Here is a 16,299-nt window from a genome sequence, read left to right as displayed (position 1 = left end):
CTTCTATAAAGTTTTACTAATGAGTGTTCGCTTTCTTATTGAACGAGTGTTTTGTGATCAAAAAAGAGAAGCTCAGCTTCTCCTTTTAGTTTCTGAGGGTTATTTCAATGAGCGTTTATTTCGAACCTGTATAGACAACCAACACCTTGTCGTCTTGGTATTGGCGTTCGAACGCATAGTAGCCCTTGCTGTTACGGATGATGTGCTTGCCTTGCGCGACGGCTGGGTGGCGTTGGCGGAATTGACCAAGCGCTTGCCAGTGTTCTAGCAACTCTGCACGTTCACCTGTGATTTGATCCCAAGGCATGTCAGAGCGAGTGCCTTGCATAGGGTCGGACCCTGCTGGGCCAACGTCACGAGCGATTTCATCGCCGTAATATATCTGCACCGCACCGGGAGTCAGCATCAATGCATTCGCGGCTTTGGTTTGTTTTGCAAAGTCACTGCCATGTTGTGTCCAGAATAGCGAGGTGTCGTGAGACGATAGGTAACTCAGCACGTTGAACTCACTGTCGTTGTTGATCTTATCTGCGTAGCGAAGGTAATCGGCATCAAGATCAGACAAGCACTTAAGTGCCTTGGGTGCGATATCACTTTGGAATTCAAAGTTGATGATCGAATCAAAGCCGTTAGCGAAATAATCGGATTTCACTACGCTGTGCGCCCACACTTCGCCTGTCATCCAAAAGGGTAGGTCATCCAACGCTTTGTCTGGATTATTCTGTTTCCATTCAGCCAGTGCTTGGTTAGTGCTTTCTTTTAGTTCTGCCCAAGCGTCCAATTCAACGTGCTTAGCGGTATCAACCCTAAAGCCATCAACGCCGTATTCACGCACCCAATCAGACAACCAAGTGATCAGATGTTCACGAGGCGTTTTAAGTTCATCGGTCGCGCTGGTGGATTTGTTGCGATAGAAGTTCGGTAGCCCGGTGGTTTCTGTCGATTCTGTTTTGAAATCGGGTAGGTGCGCCAAAGACATAGTCAGGTTGTTGTAACCCGGAGAGTCGTAAGCGCCGATATCGCTGCGTAACCAAGCTTTGCCCCACCATTTTTCCCACGCTTCTTTATCGCTGTATGAGATGTAGTTGTTGAAGTAGTGCCAGTTCTGGCCTTTAGCGGGTTGCCAGTCTGTCCAGTTTTCGCCAAGTGTTTTTGTTGCTTCTTCATCGGTGAGGTTGAGCTTACCAAAGTCGAACTCTTGCATATCAGCAAGTGTGGCGTAGCCAGTGTGGTTCATTACCACGTCCCAAACGACACGAATACCTTTGCTGTGTGCGGTATCGATGAAGGTTTTCAGATCGTCTTCGGTACCCATGTTGTCATCAAGCTTGGTCCAATCTTGGTGGTAGTAACCATGGTAGCCATAGTGTTTGAAATCACCGCGATCACCGCCGCCAACCCAGCCGTGAATCTGCTCTAACGGAGACGTTATCCAGATGGCGTTAGCACCGAGCGATTCTATGTAGTCGAGCTTTTCGGTTAATCCGGCCAAATCACCGCCGTGGAAGGTGCCGATTTCTTCTTGTCCGTCTTGGCTGCGACCATAGCTGTTGTCGTTATCAGGGTTACCGTTATGGAAGCGGTCGGTCATCACGAAGTAAACCGTGGCGTTATCCCAACTAAACTCAGCTTTGGTTTCAGGTTCCACCTTTTCTAGCAACAAGACACCTTGGCTATTTTCTGCTGGCTGCATGGTGACGCTGCCATTAGTTACTGTGACTTGTGTACCTGAAAGGGCATCTCTCACCAAGGTACCATCATCAAAGGTTTGAGTAACGTCGATGGTCGTTGGCTCGTCACTAGGAACCGGACAAGCAAAGCTTTGTACTTGTTGTTGCTTCGGTTTTATTTGAACCGTCAGGTCATTGGTTTGTGGGTTGAGCGTAAACTGGTAGGTGCTAGCGCGAAAGACCTTGATATCTATTTCAGACTTCTCGGCGCAGTCGTCTAGGCGAAGGGGTTTATTGAATTTGATGCGGTTTTCTTCAGCCAGCGCATAGTTGGTGCCACAGGTATTTTGAGTATCGCCGATAGAGAAGGTATAGCTACCTTTAGCGAGTTCCTGTTCAGCAATAACAGTGCCTTTTCCTGTCGATTCAAATACGACAGTGTTGTTATCGATCGTCAGCAATAAGCTGTCATCACTGGTTTGGCTGCATGCGCTGAGTGCGAGTATTGAAAGCGCGAGTACTGTTTTTTTCATTGTTCCCTTCCCCTGAATAAACAGGTCAGTTATAGCAAACAATGCCCTCTACAGTCTGAGCGCTGATTCATTCAGATAATCAATAACACCTCTACAAACAAATGCTTGGTTCACAAAAACAAAAAGGGAAGCTTTCGCTTCCCTTTGGGTGTTTACCGTTAGTTACTCAGAGTATTACTTAGAGCAACTGTCTCACTCGTGCTTATTTTTGCAGTAGAGAGATGTCAGCAATCTGTAGGAACAGGTTACGTAGGTTGTTCAGTAGCGTTAGACGGTTCTTCTTAAGCGCTTCGTCATCAGCCATAACCATTACGTTATCGAAGAATGCATCAACCGGTTCACGTAGGTCAGCAAGCTTGCTTAGGGCTTCTTGGTAGTTGCCTGTTGCGAATGCTGGCTCTAGTGCTTCCGTCATTACTTCAACGTTTTCAGCCAGTGCTTTCTCTGCATCTTCTTGAAGAAGCGTTAGGTCGATGTCAGCTGGTAGCTCGCCATCGAATTTCGCAAGGATATTACCTACACGCTTGTTCGCTGCTGCTAGTGCTTCTGCTGCTTCCAGTTCACGGAAGTGAGAAACCGCTTTAACACGTTGGTCAAAGTCAGCTGGCTTAGTTGGACGACGTGCTAGTACCGCTTGGATGATATCAACGCTGAAACCAGCATCTTGGTACCATGCGCGGAAACGACCTAGCATGAAGTCGATAACGTCAGCTTCTACGTTTTCGTTAGTCAGCTTGTCGCCTAGTAGCTCTTTCGCTTTACCGATCAGATCCGTTAGGTCTAGGTTGTAGCCGTTTTCAACGATGATACGTAGTACACCTAGTGATGCACGACGTAGAGCGAATGGGTCAGAACCTTTTGGTGCTTGGCCAATACCGAAGATACCTACGATAGTGTCTAGCTTGTCTGCCATTGCAACTGCAGAAGAGATACCCGTGCTTGGTAGATCGTCACCAGCGAAACGAGGCATGTACTGCTCGTAAAGTGCTAGTGCAACTTGCTCGTCTTCACCATCGTGAGTTGCGTAGTGCATGCCCATTACACCTTGTGTATCCGTGAATTCGAATACCATAGATGTCATAAGGTCACACTTAGCCAGTAGGCCTGCGCGCTTAGATTTCTCAACATCTGCATCGATTTGCTCAGCGATGTAGCCAGCAAGTTCTGTGATGCGGTCTGTTTTGTCCTTGATAGTACCAAGTTGCTTCTGGAAGATAGCTTGGTCTAGTTCAGGAAGACGGTCGATCAGCGGACGCTTACGGTCTGTGTTGAAGAAGAACTCAGCATCAGCAAGACGTGGACGTACAACTTTCTCGTTACCTTCGATAACGTGACGAGGCTCTTTAGACTCGATGTTTGATACGAAGATAAAGTTAGGAAGTAGCTTCTTGTTTTCGTCGTAAACAGGGAAGTACTTTTGGTCACCTTTCATGGTGTAAACCAAAGCTTCAGAAGGTACTTTTAGGAACTCTTCTTCAAACTTCGCTGTAAGAACTACTGGCCATTCAACCAGAGACGTTACTTCTTCAACAAGGTCATCTTCTAGGTCAGCTTTACCGCCAACCGCTGCTGCCGCTTTTTGAGCGTCAGCAAGGATGATCGCTTTACGCGCTTCGTAATCCGCCATTACTTTACCGCGCTCTTCTAGGATCGCAGGGTATTGGTCAGCAGAATCGATTGTGAACTCTTGTTCGCCCATGAAGCGGTGACCACGGATAGTACGAGCAGATGCTACACCTAGGATTTCGCCTTCAACAAGCTCATCACCTAGTAGTACAGTCAGTGTTTTCACTGGACGGATAAATTGAATGTCTGAGTTACCCCAGCGCATTGCTTTAGGAATTGGTAGACCAGCTAGTGCTTTCGCAGCGATATCCATCACCAATTCTTGAACAGGTTTGCCAGCTACTTCTTGTTTGAAAAGAAGCCACTCGCCTTTGTCTGTTTTCAGACGGTCAGCTTGCTCAACAGTAATACCGTTACCGCGAGCCCAACCTTGTGCTGCTTTAGTTGCGTTGCCTTCTGCATCGAATGCTACAGAAACAGCAGGACCACGTTTTTCAACGACTTTGTCTGCTTGGCCTTCAGCCAGTGCTGTTACTTTAAGTGCTAAACGACGAGGTGCTGCGTACCACTTGATACCTTCGTGAGAAAGCTCAGCCGTTTTAAGACCCGCTTCAAAGTTAGAAGCAAATGCTTCTGCTAGAGAACGAAGTGCCGTTGGTGGAAGCTCTTCCGTACCCAGTTCAATTAGAAAATTCTTCGCCATGATTATTTGTCCTTCTTACACATTGGGAAGCCAAGCGCTTCACGTGACGCGTAGTACGCCTCAGCAACTGATTTAGTCAGGTTGCGGATACGAAGGATGTAACGTTGACGCTCTGTTACAGAGATAGCTTTGCGCGCATCAAGGATGTTGAATGCGTGACCTGCTTTTAGAATGCGCTCGTAAGCTGGAAGCGGAAGTGGCTTCTCAAGCTCAAGTAGCTCTTTACACTCTTTTTCGCACTGATCGAAGAAAGTGAATAGGAAATCTACGTCTGCGTGCTCGAAGTTGTATGTTGATTGCTCAACTTCGTTTTGGTGGAAGATGTCACCGTAAGTTACGTTAGAGCCGTCTGGTGCTACGTTCCATACTAGGTCGTAAACAGAGTCTACTTCCTGGATGTACATTGCTAGACGCTCGATACCGTAAGTGATCTCGCCGGTAACAGGTTTACACTCAAGTCCGCCAACCTGTTGAAAGTAAGTAAACTGAGTGACTTCCATGCCGTTTAGCCATACTTCCCAACCAAGGCCCCATGCGCCTAGTGTTGGGTTTTCCCAGTTATCTTCAACGAAGCGAATGTCGTGAACAAGTGGGTCAACACCAAGAACCTCTAGTGAGCCTAGGTACAACTCTTGGATATTGTCTGGCGATGGTTTTAGCGCTACTTGGAATTGGTAGTAGTGCTGCAGACGGTTAGGGTTTTCACCGTAACGGCCATCAGTAGGACGACGTGAAGGTTGTACGTAAGCTGTAGACATTGGCTCTGGGCCAAGTGCACGTAGACATGTCATTGGGTGAGAGGTGCCAGCACCTACTTCCATATCTAGTGGTTGAACAATGGTACAACCGTTTTGTGCCCAGTAATCCTGCAGCGCGAGGATCATTCCCTGGAAGGTTTTGATATCGTATTTTTGCATAGTCAGGTTCGCGCGATTCTTTTAAATGAGTGATAAAAATAACCTCTGAGTATACCGAGATATTCGTAAAGCGAGTAGGGGTAATCTTGTTTAATTAGTGGTCTAAAATGTCGTTTAGTGGATTTTTTTGCCTTTAATGTTTGTTTTTCGATACAAGTGGATATTTTGATAAGTTTGACACTTGTTTTTGAGTACGTAGGTGATTAGAATTTCGCGGTCTTTGGGGAGTAGCTTACTTATTCATATCCTATTGAATGAGTTCGTCCGTCAACATAATTGATGCAAAATCATCATGGCGTTCGAGGCAACCACCACCTTGGTGGCGCTTAGCAAGACCTTAGACAAGCATCGTGAACCGGGATGGGGCGCGAGGTTTGTCTTTGGTTAAATATAATAATCTCCGTCCCAAATGAGCATGTCGTGAGCGTTTTAGCAATTTCAATTACAACTGTCGCCTTAGCCGAGATCGGTGATAAGACTCAGTTGCTATCCCTTTTATTAGCCAGTCGATATCGAAAACCGTTACCTATCATTGCGGCTATTTTCTTTGCCACTATTGCCAATCATGCCCTTGCTGCATGGCTCGGGGTTGTGGTCGCTGATTATTTATCTCCCGAAGTTCTTAAATGGGTGCTGGTGGTCAGTTTCATTGCGATGGCGGGCTGGATTTTGATTCCTGATAAGTTAGACGATGATGAACAGATCTCAAACCGAGGCCCATTTGTCGCCAGTTTTATCGCTTTCTTTATTGCTGAGATTGGTGATAAAACCCAGATAGCGACCTCCATTCTAGGGGCGCAATATTCGGATGCATTAACCTGGGTAATTCTCGGTACGACCATCGGTATGCTACTGGCGAATGTGCCCGTAGTGATCATCGGTAAGTTGTCGGCAGATAAGATGCCGCTTGACCTGATTCGTAAGATCACGGCCTTGTTATTCGTCGGTTTGGCTATCGCTGCTGCATTCTATTAATGGATAACGTTGAGGTTAATTATACTCAACCAGTAGAGTAATGTGTTGTAGGTCATACTCTTACAGTATTGTGAGAGTTATCGAGCGAATGGACATATAACTGTCATACTTGTCATGATATTTTAATATTGTGAGTTAAGAACACGAGGGTATGATTATGTTGACGCGTTATATGGGTATTACTCCACAAAGCCAAAGCTATCTATTTACCTTTGGTTTGGCTCTTACACTGTTAGGCATGGTGTTGACGGATATGTGGCTGCCAATGGTGGCTGGTTCGATGATCATGACCGGGCTTGCGGTAGAGGCTTGGATTCGGGTCGCGCATATTATTCCGATGCGCAAAGATATTCGAGAAATTCAGCATCAGCTGGAGCATCTACAAAATAAGTCTAGAAGCGAATAAAACAAAAAGCCGCTCGTACTCTGAGTTCTGTTGAAGAACATAAAGTATGAGCGGCTTTTTTGATGCTTGATGAGGCGTTACGCCTCCAATCCCTTTCTGATCAAATACTGGTACGGCAAAGCTTCAGTCGCTTGGCCGACCAACTGATGATCCATAAATCGACAAAAACTCGGGATGTCGCGAGTGGTTGAAGGGTCGTCAGCTTTTACCAGTAACACATCGCCATCCTGCATGTTTCTAATTGTCTTCCTGACCATCATTACTGGTTCTGGGCAACGCAGGCCTTCAGCTTCTAAAGTATGGGTTGCCAGTTCAGGTTTGAATGTCATGGTTTGTATCTCTATATCTATCTAACGAGTGAATAATACGTCTGCAGAAAAAATATGCAATAAGTGCTTGGCAAACAGAATCATTTCCTATAACTTAGTTAACAAGTTGATAACAACTTGTAACAAAGGCAACTAGCTAAGGAGTGGCGATGTTGACAGGATTAGATAGATTAACAATTTATTCGGTTCTCTGTTTTATTTCTTTTTGTGCGTTAGTACTGCGTTCATCAACAGAGACCTCACTGATGCCTATCTTTGGCATAGTAGCAACGATTATTGGTATTTGGGTAGAGATGCGACGTTGGCAAGGCATAGCCGAAGAGCAAGAACACTAACCCGAGTACAGCAAGCAAATTCCGATACGACAACATTCCGACACTATCCCCAAATTTTCTTGGGCTTCCCCGCGTAATTGCGGGATTTTTTTTATCTAAAGCATGCTATAAACAACTTAGTGACGAATGATCATTGTATACAGCTAGGTAAGTGGTGTGGAATTAGAAGACATCTATCGTAGAGACCTGAATTTATTGGTCGCTTTAAAGGTATTGATTGATGAGGGCAGCGTTAGTCAGGCTGCGATTCGTCTTAACTTAAGCCAGTCGGCAACCAGCCGAGTATTAGGGCGCTTAAGAGAGCTACTCAACGATCCCCTGTTTACACGTCAAGGTCAGCACCTTATTCCCACCAAAAAAGCACTCGAGATCAGCCAGCGTATTGATCAACCTTTAGAATCATTCCGCCAACTGCTTAGCCCTAGTGCTTTCGATCCTTACTATTGCAGTGAACGTTTTTTGATTGCGACCACTGACTACGCGATGCAAACCATTTTGCCGTATGCATTGCCGAAAATTTATGAACAAGCGCCGAATATCTCTTTGGAGTTTGCTCCGTTGCAGCATGAGCATTTGTTTAAACAACTCAGTACCGAACATGTCGACATGGCGATTTGTCGCCCGAGTGGCAGCATTGCGCCACTTCATCAAGAAGTATTGGGACCAGTCGGCGTGTCGTGTTTGTTATCTAAAAATCACCCTTTGGCAGGCAGTTCACTAAGCCTTGAGGATTATGTATCTCTGCCTCACGCGATGATCGCGATCAGTGATGGGGTTAAGGCTTTACTCGATAACGCTTTAGCCAATCAGCAGCCTCGAAAAATGGTGCTGCGCGCTTATCACCTTGAGGCTGCATTGGCGATTGTCGATAGAATGCCATTAGTGATTACGGTACCTGCTGATTTGGCGTATTTGGTTGCAGAGCGCTATGACTTGGTTGTTAAGCCGTTGCCATTTGAGTTTATGCCGTTTGACTATTCACTGATCTGGCATTCGCGCTGCGATTCTTCTGCCTCGCAACAGTGGTTGAGAAGAGTGGTGAAAGAGGAGTGTGGTGAGCTGATTCAAAAACGGATTGCGGACGTAGGTTTGGGTTAGGCTTTGTATTGAATAGCAAACAGAAAAAAGGGCTGATCGTGATCAGCCCTTTTGTTTTGAGTGTTAAGCGATTACAGCTTGATAACTACACGACCAGTGATTTGACCGTTAGTGATGTCTTCTGCCGCTTGAATGGCGCCATCTAAAGACACTTCTTTAGTAGCCTGGCCGTAGAAAGATTCTGGTAGTAGCTCAGCCAGTTGTTCCCACGCTTTAATACGTTTTTCACGAGGACACATTACCGAGTCCACACCTTGTAGGCGAACGTTACGCAGAATGAATGGCATTACCGTGGTTGGTAAGTCAAAACCGCCAGCTAGACCACACATCGCAACCGCGCCGTTGTAATCAATTTGCGCCAATACTTTAGCAAGTACTTTGCTGCCTACCGTATCGATAGCACCAGCCCACAGTTGTTTCTCTAGTGGTTTTGCTGGTTCTTCTAGTTCAGCACGCTCTACAATACGTGTCGCGCCTAGTGATTTTAATAGCTCACCGTTTGCAGATGCACGGCCAGTAACCGCTGCCACTTTATAACCCAGTTGGTTTAGTAGAGTGATAGACACACTGCCTACGCCGCCACTTGCGCCAGTGACTAGGATTTCACCGTCTTCTGGTTTGATGCCTGCATCGACGATAGCTTGCACACAAAGCATGGCGGTGAAGCCAGCTGTACCGATCGCCATGACTTTCTTAGCGTCTAGGCTTTTAGGCATAGGCACTAACCAATCACCGTTTAGGCTTGCTTTCTCAGCCATGCCGCCCCAGTGACCTTCACCAACACCCCAACCCGTTAAAACAACTTCGTCGCCTGCTTTGTAGCGAGGGTCATCAGATTGTGAAACCACACCAGAAAGGTCGATACCTGGAACCATAGGGAAGTTGCGAACAATGCGCCCTTTACCGGTAATCGCCAAACCATCTTTGTAGTTTAAAGAAGAGTAACTCACATCAACCTTCACGTTACCTTCTGGTAATTGAGACTCATCAATCTGAGAAACTAATGCGATAGTTTTTTTGTCTTCTTGGTTTAGTACAAGTGCTTTAAACATGATCTGCTCCGTAGGAGGAATATTAGGAAACTGAAGTAACTTTAGTTGAATCGTTGGAGAAAAAATAATGAAACATCAACATTGAATCTATGCGTTTTGTGCATATATGTTGTCGCCTATTTTTCTCTGATTAGGCTTGCTGAACGAACCTGTACAGAACTGGATAGCCGAATATAAAAAGTGCAGCTATATAAAGATAGCTGCACATAAGATTACCCGACAAGTTTTACAACCAAAGAGCGCTAAGGGCGTTCAAATACCGTTGCGATACCTTGGCCTAAACCAATACACATGGTCGCCAAGCCGTATTTCACGTCTTGTGCTTCCATCAGGTTGATTAGCGTCGTAGAGATACGAGAACCAGAACAGCCCAGTGGGTGACCGAGTGCAATTGCACCGCCGTTAAGGTTAACTTTCTCGTCAACTACATCCAATAGACCTAGGTCTTTAGCACATGGAAGAGATTGAGCCGCGAATGCTTCGTTTAGCTCAACCACTCCCATGTCTTCAATGTTCAGACCGGCACGTTTTAGCGCTTTTTTAGTTGCTGGTACTGGACCGTAACCCATAATTGAAGGGTCACAACCTGCGATAGCCATCGACTTGACGCGAGCGCGGATCTTAAGGCCAAGTGCATTGGCTTTCTCTTCGCTCATGATAAGCATTGCAGAGGCACCATCAGACAGTGCTGATGAAGTGCCTGCTGTTACTGTCCCGTTAGCTGGGTCAAATACTGGGCGAAGCTGAGACAAGCCTTCAACCGTAGTTTCTGGGCGAATAACTTCATCGTAATCCAGAGTGAACAGAGAGCCATCTGCCGCGTGAGCTTCTGTTGGTAGGATTTCGTTTTTGAAGCGACCTTCTACTGTTGCAGCTTGTGCTCTAGCGTGTGAACGAGCGGCGAAGGCATCTTGGTCTTCACGACTGATGCCATGCATCTTGCCAAGCATCTCAGCCGTTAAGCCCATCATTCCTGCTGCTTTTGCTACGTGCTTAGACATGCCTGAATGGAAATCGACACCGTGGTTCATTGGTACATGCCCCATGTGTTCGACACCACCAATCAAGCAGATTTCAGCATCGCCCACCATGATTGAGCGGGTTGCATCATGCAGAGCTTGCATAGATGAGCCACATAAACGGTTGACCGTTACTGCACCAATCTCAATCGGTAGACCAGCTAAAAGCGCAGCATTACGTGCCACGTTAAAGCCTTGCTCTAGCGTCTGTTGTACACAGCCCCAGTAAATGTCTTCAATTTCGACAGGGTTTACTTCAGGGTTGCGTTCTAAAATTCCTTTCATCAAATGCGCAGAGAGATCTTCAGCACGAGTATGACGGAAAGCTCCACCTTTGGAACGTCCCATTGGGGTGCGAAGGCAATCAACAACAACTACATTATTCATTTTGCTATTCCTTTTCCAAGTGTGGGTTACAGAGAGCTTGCTTGTTGACCGCCGTAAAAGCTTTCGCCTTTCACTGCCATATCAAGCAATAGTTGAGGAACTTGGTACATTGCACCTAAGTCCTGGTAGCTTTTCGCCATTTCAACGAAATTACTAACCCCCACACTGTCTAAGTAACGGAATACGCCGCCTCTGAATGGAGGGAAGCCTAAACCGTAAACCAGTGCCATATCCGCTTCTTGCGGTGTCGCGATGATGCCTTCTTCTAAACAAAGTACCACTTCGTTGATCATCGGAATCATCACACGTTGGATAATTGTCTGGTCATCAAAATCTTGTGGCTGTTGGCATACGTCAGCCAAGATAGGAAGAATCTCTTCAGAGAAAGTCTTCTTAGGACGACCACGTTTGTCTACGCTGTACGTGTAGAAACCGCTGCCGTTCTTCTGACCGTATTTTTCAGCGACGTAAAGCGCATCAATGGCATCACGGCCTTCTTTACCCATACGCTCAGGGAAACCTTGCGCCATCACTGCTTGTGCATGGTGTGCGGTGTCTAAGCCTACAACGTCTAGCAAGTAAGCAGGGCCCATTGGCCAACCGAACTTACGTTCCATGACTTTATCGATCTTGGTGAAGTCAGCGCCGTCACGTAGCAACATGCTGAAACCGCCAAAGTAAGGGAAAAGTACACGGTTAACGAAGAAGCCAGGGCAGTCGTTAACAACGATAGGGGATTTACCCATCTTCGCAGCGTAAGCGACCACGCGATTGATTGTCTCTTCTGAAGTATGCTCACCACGGATGATCTCAACTAAAGGCATGCGGTGTACTGGGTTAAAGAAGTGCATACCACAGAAGTTTTCTGGGCGTTTCAGAGATTTCGCTAGCAGGTTGATTGGAATCGTAGAGGTATTCGATGTTAGAACGGTGTCTTCACCAACCAAACCTTCCACTTCGCTCAGTACTGCAGCTTTTACTTTCGGGTTTTCTACTACCGCTTCAACAATCACATCTGATTGTTCAACACCTGCGTAATGTAGACTTGGAGTAATAGAAGACAGAATACCTGCCATCTTGAATCCATCTAGGCGACCGCGTGATAAGCGTTTATTCAACAGCTTAGATGCTTCGTTCATACCTAGATCAAGCGATGCTTGTGCGATGTCTTTCATCATCACTGGCACGCCTTTCAATGCTGATTGGTAAGCAATGCCGCCGCCCATGATGCCTGCACCAAGTACGGCTGCGCGTTCAGTGGCTTTATTTGCTGCCTTACCTGCTTGTTTCGCTAGGCCTTTGATGTACTGGTCATTCAGGAATAAGCCAACTAATGCTTTTGCTTCTTCCGATTTTGCTAACTTAACGAAGTGCTTACGTTCGATGTCGAGTGCTGCATCGCGATCGCTACGTGCTGCTTCTTCAATCGCAATCACAGAAGTCATCGGCGCTGGGTAGTGAGGTCCTGCTTTTTGAGCCACTAACCCCTTAGCCATGGTAAAGCTCATCATCGCTTCTAGTTTGCTTAGTGAAAGCGCTGATGTTTTTTGTTTACGGCGTAGCTGCCAATCGATTTTTTCATTTGCAGCTAGAGAAACAGTATTAATTGCTGAGTCTAGTAGTTGGTCTGTATCAACAATCGCATCTAACAAGCCAATCTTAAGCGCTTCATCAGCACGGCATGCTTTGCCTTGCGTGATAATTTCCATTGCGCTGTCAGCGCCGATAACACGCGGCAGGCGCACACAGCCACCAAAGCCAGGCATGATACCGAGTTTGGTTTCTGGCAGACCTATGCTGGTGGTCTTGTCGCCGATACGAAAGTCGGTTGCTAGGACACATTCACAGCCGCCGCCAAGAGCATGGCCACGCATCATTGAAAGAGTTGGTACAGGAAGATCTTCGAGCTTACTAAAGATTGAATTAGCGAACCTTAACCACTCATCAAGTTCTGCTTCTGGCTTAGCGAATAGGCCAAGAAATTCAGTGATGTCTGCGCCTACAATGAACGCGTCTTTGTTTGAAGTTAAGATTAAACCACGTAATCCTGCGTGAGCATTAAGAGCGTCTAACGCTTTGTCTAGTGATTCTAAAGTAGCAAGGTCGAGTTTGTTTACAGAGGCCGGAGCGCAGAAGTTTAGCTCAGCGATACCGTCTTGTAATTCCTTTACCTGTAGGGTGTTAGCTTGGTAAATCATTGTCTATCTCCATGACATACAATCCACGATTGTTTGAGAGAATCTTGTTATCTTTCTAGTATTGTAGAATACCTGGTAAGACCAGTTATATTAGTCTGTACCTCTGCTTGGTGAATTTCAATACATTTTTTAAACAATTGTTTAACATTGTGCGATAGCACAGATCCTCTAACCCTTATTATTCACGCGTGATACACTTCGCCGCTCTTATTAATTAAGTTAACGATATGAATGAACAGCCCTATTTAATACCGTCTGCGTCGGCTCAGTTTGAAGAAGAGATAAAAAAGAGCGTCTTTATTACTCATCTTGCTCATACTCCAAGTGTAGGAGCTGCAAAACAGTTCGTAGAGCAGATAAAGAAAGCGCATTCTTCAGCGCGACATAATTGTTGGGGTTTTGTGGCTGGGCGACCTGAAGACTCAATGCTTTGGGGCTTTAGCGATGATGGTGAACCCTCAGGTACGGCGGGTAAGCCGATATTGGCACAACTGTCTGGTTCTGGTGTTGGTGAGTTAACGGCTGTGGTGACTCGTTATTCAGGTGGGATTAAACTTGGAACAGGTGGTTTGGTTAAGGCCTATGGTGGCGGTGTGCAACAAGCGCTTAAGCTGCTTCAAACTATCGAGAAAAAAATAACCACAAAATTACGGCTAGAGTTAGACTATGGCTTTGTGCCGATCGCACAATCCATCATGGCTCAGCATCAGGCTGTTGAGGTGCAAGCGGATTATGGTGTTCAAGTTGAGCTTATCATTGAGATAGAGCTCCTGCAGGTAGATTCGTTTACCCAGACCATGATCAATAAAAGCGGTGCCAAGGCACTGGTAACGAAAGTTAAAGACAACTAGGAAGTTTGAAGCATTTCGCTTCGTTCAATAGCTCATGCAATTTCGCTCAATTATTCGAATCGTCGGATTATTATTAGCACTTTTTAGTGTATCAATGCTCGCACCTGCGCTCGTCGCACTGATCTATCGAGATGGTGCGGGTGTGCCATTTGTGACGACCTTCTTCGCTCTATTATTTTGTGGAGCGGTTTGCTGGTTTCCAAATCGACGCTATAAACATGAATTGAAAGCGCGTGATGGCTTCTTGATTGTTGTTTTATTTTGGACGGTAATAGGCAGTGCGGGGGCATTGCCGCTTTTGATCGCCGATAACCCCAATATTTCAGTAACCGATGCCTTTTTTGAATCGTTTTCAGCGTTAACGACGACAGGCGCAACTGTTATTGTTGGCCTCGATGAGCTCCCTAAAGCAATCCTATTTTACCGTCAGTTTCTGCAATGGTTTGGTGGTATGGGTATCATCGTATTAGCCGTGGCTATCCTTCCTGTTCTGGGCATTGGTGGTATGCAGTTATATCGTGCCGAAATCCCTGGCCCGGTAAAAGATAACAAAATGACTCCGCGTATTGCTGAAACGGCAAAAGCGTTGTGGTACATCTATCTCAGTTTAACCATTGCTTGTGCGGTGGCGTTTTGGCTTGCAGGAATGAGTTTCTTTGATGCCATCAGCCATAGCTTCTCAACCATTGCGATTGGCGGTTTCTCGACTCACGATGCGAGTATGGGTTATTTCAACAGCCCTGCTATCAACATGATTACGGTCGTGTTCCTTCTTATATCTGCGTGTAACTACTCATTACACTTTGCAGCGTTTGCCTCAGGTGGTGTACATCCCAAGTATTACTGGAAAGATCCTGAATTCCGGGCTTTTATTTTTATTCAAGCGGTGCTGTTTTTAGTTTGTTTCTTATTGTTGCTTAACCATAATTCTTATGACTCGTATTACGATGCCTTGGATCAGGCTTTGTTTCAAACGGTGTCTATATCTACCACTGCTGGTTTCACTACCACTGGTTTTTCTGAGTGGCCATTGTTTCTACCTGTTCTGCTTTTGTTCTCTTCTTTTATAGGGGGCTGTGCAGGTTCAACGGGCGGTGGTATGAAAGTAATCCGCATATTATTACTTACTTTACAGGGTGCTCGTGAAATGAAGCGTCTTGTTCACCCACGTGCAGTCTATACCATCAAGGTTGGCGGTTCGGCACTACCACAACGTGTTGTAGATGCTGTTTGGGGGTTCTTCTCTGCATACGCCTTGGTTTTTGTGGTTTGTATGTTGGCGCTTATTGCTACGGGGATGGATGAGCTAAGTGCTTTCTCTGCGGTAGCGGCGACATTGAATAACCTTGGCCCTGGTTTAGGTGAAGTGGCTATGCACTTCGGCGATGTGAATGACAAAGCCAAATGGGTGTTGATCGTATCTATGTTATTTGGCCGTTTAGAAATATTCACCTTATTAATTTTATTGACCCCTACGTTTTGGCGTAGTTAAGGACGACATTGTGGCAAAAGCTCTATTTTTGTATTCAAGCCGTGAAGGGCAGACCAAGAAAATCTTGAACTATATAAAAGAAGAAATGAATGAGTTCGAATGTGAGCTTCAAGATCTGCACACAATTGGTAACGTCGACTTTGCTCAATATGACAGAGTATTGATCGGTGCATCGATTCGTTACGGTCATCTTAATAAGAAACTATATCAGTTCATTGATGCGAACCTGATTCAGCTGCAATCAAACAAGGTTGCTTTCTTCTGCGTGAACTTAACAGCGCGTAAAGAAGACCAAGGTAAAGATACGCCTGAAGGTAGCGCTTACATTAAGAAGTTTCTTCTAAAGTCCCCATGGCAACCTACCTTAATCGGTGTGTTTGCTGGCGCCCTCTATTACCCTCGTTATAACTGGTTCGATAAAACCATGATTCGCTTCATTATGAATATGACAGGTGGCGAAACGGATACAACCAAGGAAGTCGAATACACAAACTGGGAAAAAGTCTCTTTATTCTCTAAGAAACTGCAAGAGATGTAAGAGAAAAGCCTACTTTTGAGACGTTTTGAGTTCTTTTTAATCGAACGAATAAAAAAATGGAAAAAACTTCAAAAAGGGCTTGCCAGTGTGATCGAAATCTCTATAATGCCACCTCGCTGACACGGGATGGCTTCGAAGCTTAGGTTTCAAAAGCGAAAACAAATCAGCAGGTCAAATTAGCCAAGCTAAACGCTTGAAAAAAGTTTTGAAAATAGTGGTTGACACTAAAA

The 16,299-nt window shown here is 45.7% G+C and carries 14 protein-coding genes; 7 read left to right on the top strand and 7 right to left on the bottom strand.

Annotation, left to right across the window (positions count from 1 at the left end; genetic code table 11):
- Positions 1-115: 115 nt before the first annotated feature.
- The 3 genes from OCT63_RS15615 to glyQ all read right to left on the bottom strand — a co-directional run bounded on the left by OCT63_RS15615 (position 116) and on the right by glyQ (position 5,389).
- On the bottom strand, positions 116-2,203 hold the full coding sequence (locus OCT63_RS15615; RefSeq protein WP_269984035.1) for an alpha-amylase: 2,088 nt from the start codon (positions 2,201-2,203) through the stop codon (positions 116-118).
- Positions 2,204-2,405: 202 nt separating this feature from the next.
- The gene (gene glyS / locus OCT63_RS15610; protein ID WP_161687888.1) at positions 2,406-4,472 is read right to left on the bottom strand and encodes a glycine--tRNA ligase subunit beta; all 2,067 of its coding nucleotides are present in this window, start codon (positions 4,470-4,472) and stop codon (positions 2,406-2,408) included.
- Positions 4,473-4,474: 2 nt separating this feature from the next.
- Entirely contained in the window at positions 4,475-5,389 is a 915-nt protein-coding gene (gene glyQ / locus OCT63_RS15605) for a glycine--tRNA ligase subunit alpha (protein ID WP_017632669.1), read from the bottom strand.
- Positions 5,390-5,809: 420 nt separating this feature from the next.
- Between glyQ and OCT63_RS15600 the strand changes: the two genes are divergently transcribed.
- Positions 5,810-6,364: a TMEM165/GDT1 family protein gene (locus OCT63_RS15600; RefSeq protein ID WP_009848160.1), complete on the top strand. Its 555-nt coding sequence runs from the start codon at positions 5,810-5,812 to the stop codon at positions 6,362-6,364.
- Between the two features lie 151 nt (positions 6,365-6,515).
- Positions 6,516-6,770, top strand: a complete 255-nt coding sequence (locus OCT63_RS15595; RefSeq protein WP_009848161.1) for a hypothetical protein — start codon at positions 6,516-6,518, stop codon at positions 6,768-6,770.
- A 77-nt stretch (positions 6,771-6,847) separates the two neighbouring features.
- On the opposite strand, the gene tusA is transcribed toward OCT63_RS15595, so the two are convergent.
- Entirely contained in the window at positions 6,848-7,099 is a 252-nt protein-coding gene (gene tusA, locus OCT63_RS15590) for a sulfurtransferase TusA (protein ID WP_017055492.1), read from the bottom strand.
- Positions 7,100-7,248: 149 nt separating this feature from the next.
- Between tusA and OCT63_RS15585 the strand changes: the two genes are divergently transcribed.
- Together OCT63_RS15585 and OCT63_RS15580 are read left to right on the top strand one after the other, a co-directional pair.
- The gene (locus tag OCT63_RS15585) at positions 7,249-7,434 is read left to right on the top strand and encodes a hypothetical protein (RefSeq protein WP_004736674.1); all 186 of its coding nucleotides are present in this window, start codon (positions 7,249-7,251) and stop codon (positions 7,432-7,434) included.
- A 156-nt stretch (positions 7,435-7,590) separates the two neighbouring features.
- Positions 7,591-8,532 carry a LysR family transcriptional regulator gene (locus OCT63_RS15580; protein WP_161687890.1) on the top strand — a complete coding sequence of 314 codons (942 nt, stop codon included), beginning with the start codon at positions 7,591-7,593 and terminating at the stop codon, positions 8,530-8,532.
- Between the two features lie 71 nt (positions 8,533-8,603).
- On the opposite strand, the gene acuI is transcribed toward OCT63_RS15580, so the two are convergent.
- The 3 genes from acuI to fadB all read right to left on the bottom strand — a co-directional run bounded on the left by acuI (position 8,604) and on the right by fadB (position 13,188).
- Positions 8,604-9,584, bottom strand: coding sequence for an acrylyl-CoA reductase (NADPH) (gene acuI / locus OCT63_RS15575; RefSeq protein WP_269984034.1), 981 nt, complete (start codon positions 9,582-9,584; stop codon positions 8,604-8,606).
- 242 nt (positions 9,585-9,826) lie between these two features.
- Positions 9,827-10,990: an acetyl-CoA C-acyltransferase FadA gene (fadA, locus tag OCT63_RS15570; RefSeq protein WP_269984033.1), complete on the bottom strand. Its 1,164-nt coding sequence runs from the start codon at positions 10,988-10,990 to the stop codon at positions 9,827-9,829.
- A gap of 26 nt (positions 10,991-11,016) precedes the next feature.
- Positions 11,017-13,188, bottom strand: a complete 2,172-nt coding sequence (gene fadB / locus OCT63_RS15565; protein WP_269984032.1) for a fatty acid oxidation complex subunit alpha FadB — start codon at positions 13,186-13,188, stop codon at positions 11,017-11,019.
- 227 nt (positions 13,189-13,415) lie between these two features.
- Here fadB and OCT63_RS15560 point away from each other — a divergent pair, with 227 nt between their 5' ends.
- Genes OCT63_RS15560 through hemG form a run of 3 tightly spaced genes read left to right on the top strand, consistent with a single transcriptional unit; the run spans position 13,416 to position 16,069 of the window.
- Positions 13,416-14,039, top strand: coding sequence for a YigZ family protein (locus OCT63_RS15560; RefSeq protein WP_161687900.1), 624 nt, complete (start codon positions 13,416-13,418; stop codon positions 14,037-14,039).
- 34 nt (positions 14,040-14,073) lie between these two features.
- Positions 14,074-15,531, top strand: a complete 1,458-nt coding sequence (locus tag OCT63_RS15555; RefSeq protein WP_161674704.1) for a TrkH family potassium uptake protein — start codon at positions 14,074-14,076, stop codon at positions 15,529-15,531.
- 10 nt (positions 15,532-15,541) lie between these two features.
- Complete coding sequence (gene hemG / locus OCT63_RS15550) at positions 15,542-16,069, top strand: menaquinone-dependent protoporphyrinogen IX dehydrogenase (RefSeq protein WP_060468934.1); 528 nt, start codon at positions 15,542-15,544, stop codon at positions 16,067-16,069.
- Positions 16,070-16,299: the final 230 nt, after the last annotated feature.

This window comes from Vibrio sp. RW (assembly GCF_027587105.1).
GTDB lineage: Bacteria > Pseudomonadota > Gammaproteobacteria > Enterobacterales > Vibrionaceae > Vibrio > Vibrio toranzoniae.
Note: the sequence above shows the minus strand (reverse complement) of the source record. Positions and strands in the feature narration are given on the sequence as shown.

Bases quoted from the DNA above. Each gene is read 5' to 3' on its own strand.
- OCT63_RS15615 (WP_269984035.1), bottom strand. From the start codon at position 2,203: ATGAAAAAAACAGTACTCGCGCTTTCAATACTCGCACTCAGCGCATGC.
- glyS (WP_161687888.1), bottom strand. From the start codon at position 4,472: ATGGCGAAGAATTTTCTAATTGAACTGGGTACGGAAGAGCTTCCACCA.
- glyQ (WP_017632669.1), bottom strand. From the start codon at position 5,389: ATGCAAAAATACGATATCAAAACCTTCCAGGGAATGATCCTCGCGCTG.
- OCT63_RS15595 (WP_009848161.1), top strand. From the start codon at position 6,516: ATGATTATGTTGACGCGTTATATGGGTATTACTCCACAAAGCCAAAGC.
- tusA (WP_017055492.1), bottom strand. From the start codon at position 7,099: ATGACATTCAAACCTGAACTGGCAACCCATACTTTAGAAGCTGAAGGC.
- OCT63_RS15585 (WP_004736674.1), top strand. From the start codon at position 7,249: ATGTTGACAGGATTAGATAGATTAACAATTTATTCGGTTCTCTGTTTT.
- acuI (WP_269984034.1), bottom strand. From the start codon at position 9,584: ATGTTTAAAGCACTTGTACTAAACCAAGAAGACAAAAAAACTATCGCA.
- fadA (WP_269984033.1), bottom strand. From the start codon at position 10,990: ATGAATAATGTAGTTGTTGTTGATTGCCTTCGCACCCCAATGGGACGT.
- fadB (WP_269984032.1), bottom strand. From the start codon at position 13,188: ATGATTTACCAAGCTAACACCCTACAGGTAAAGGAATTACAAGACGGT.
- OCT63_RS15560 (WP_161687900.1), top strand. From the start codon at position 13,416: ATGAATGAACAGCCCTATTTAATACCGTCTGCGTCGGCTCAGTTTGAA.
- OCT63_RS15555 (WP_161674704.1), top strand. From the start codon at position 14,074: ATGCAATTTCGCTCAATTATTCGAATCGTCGGATTATTATTAGCACTT.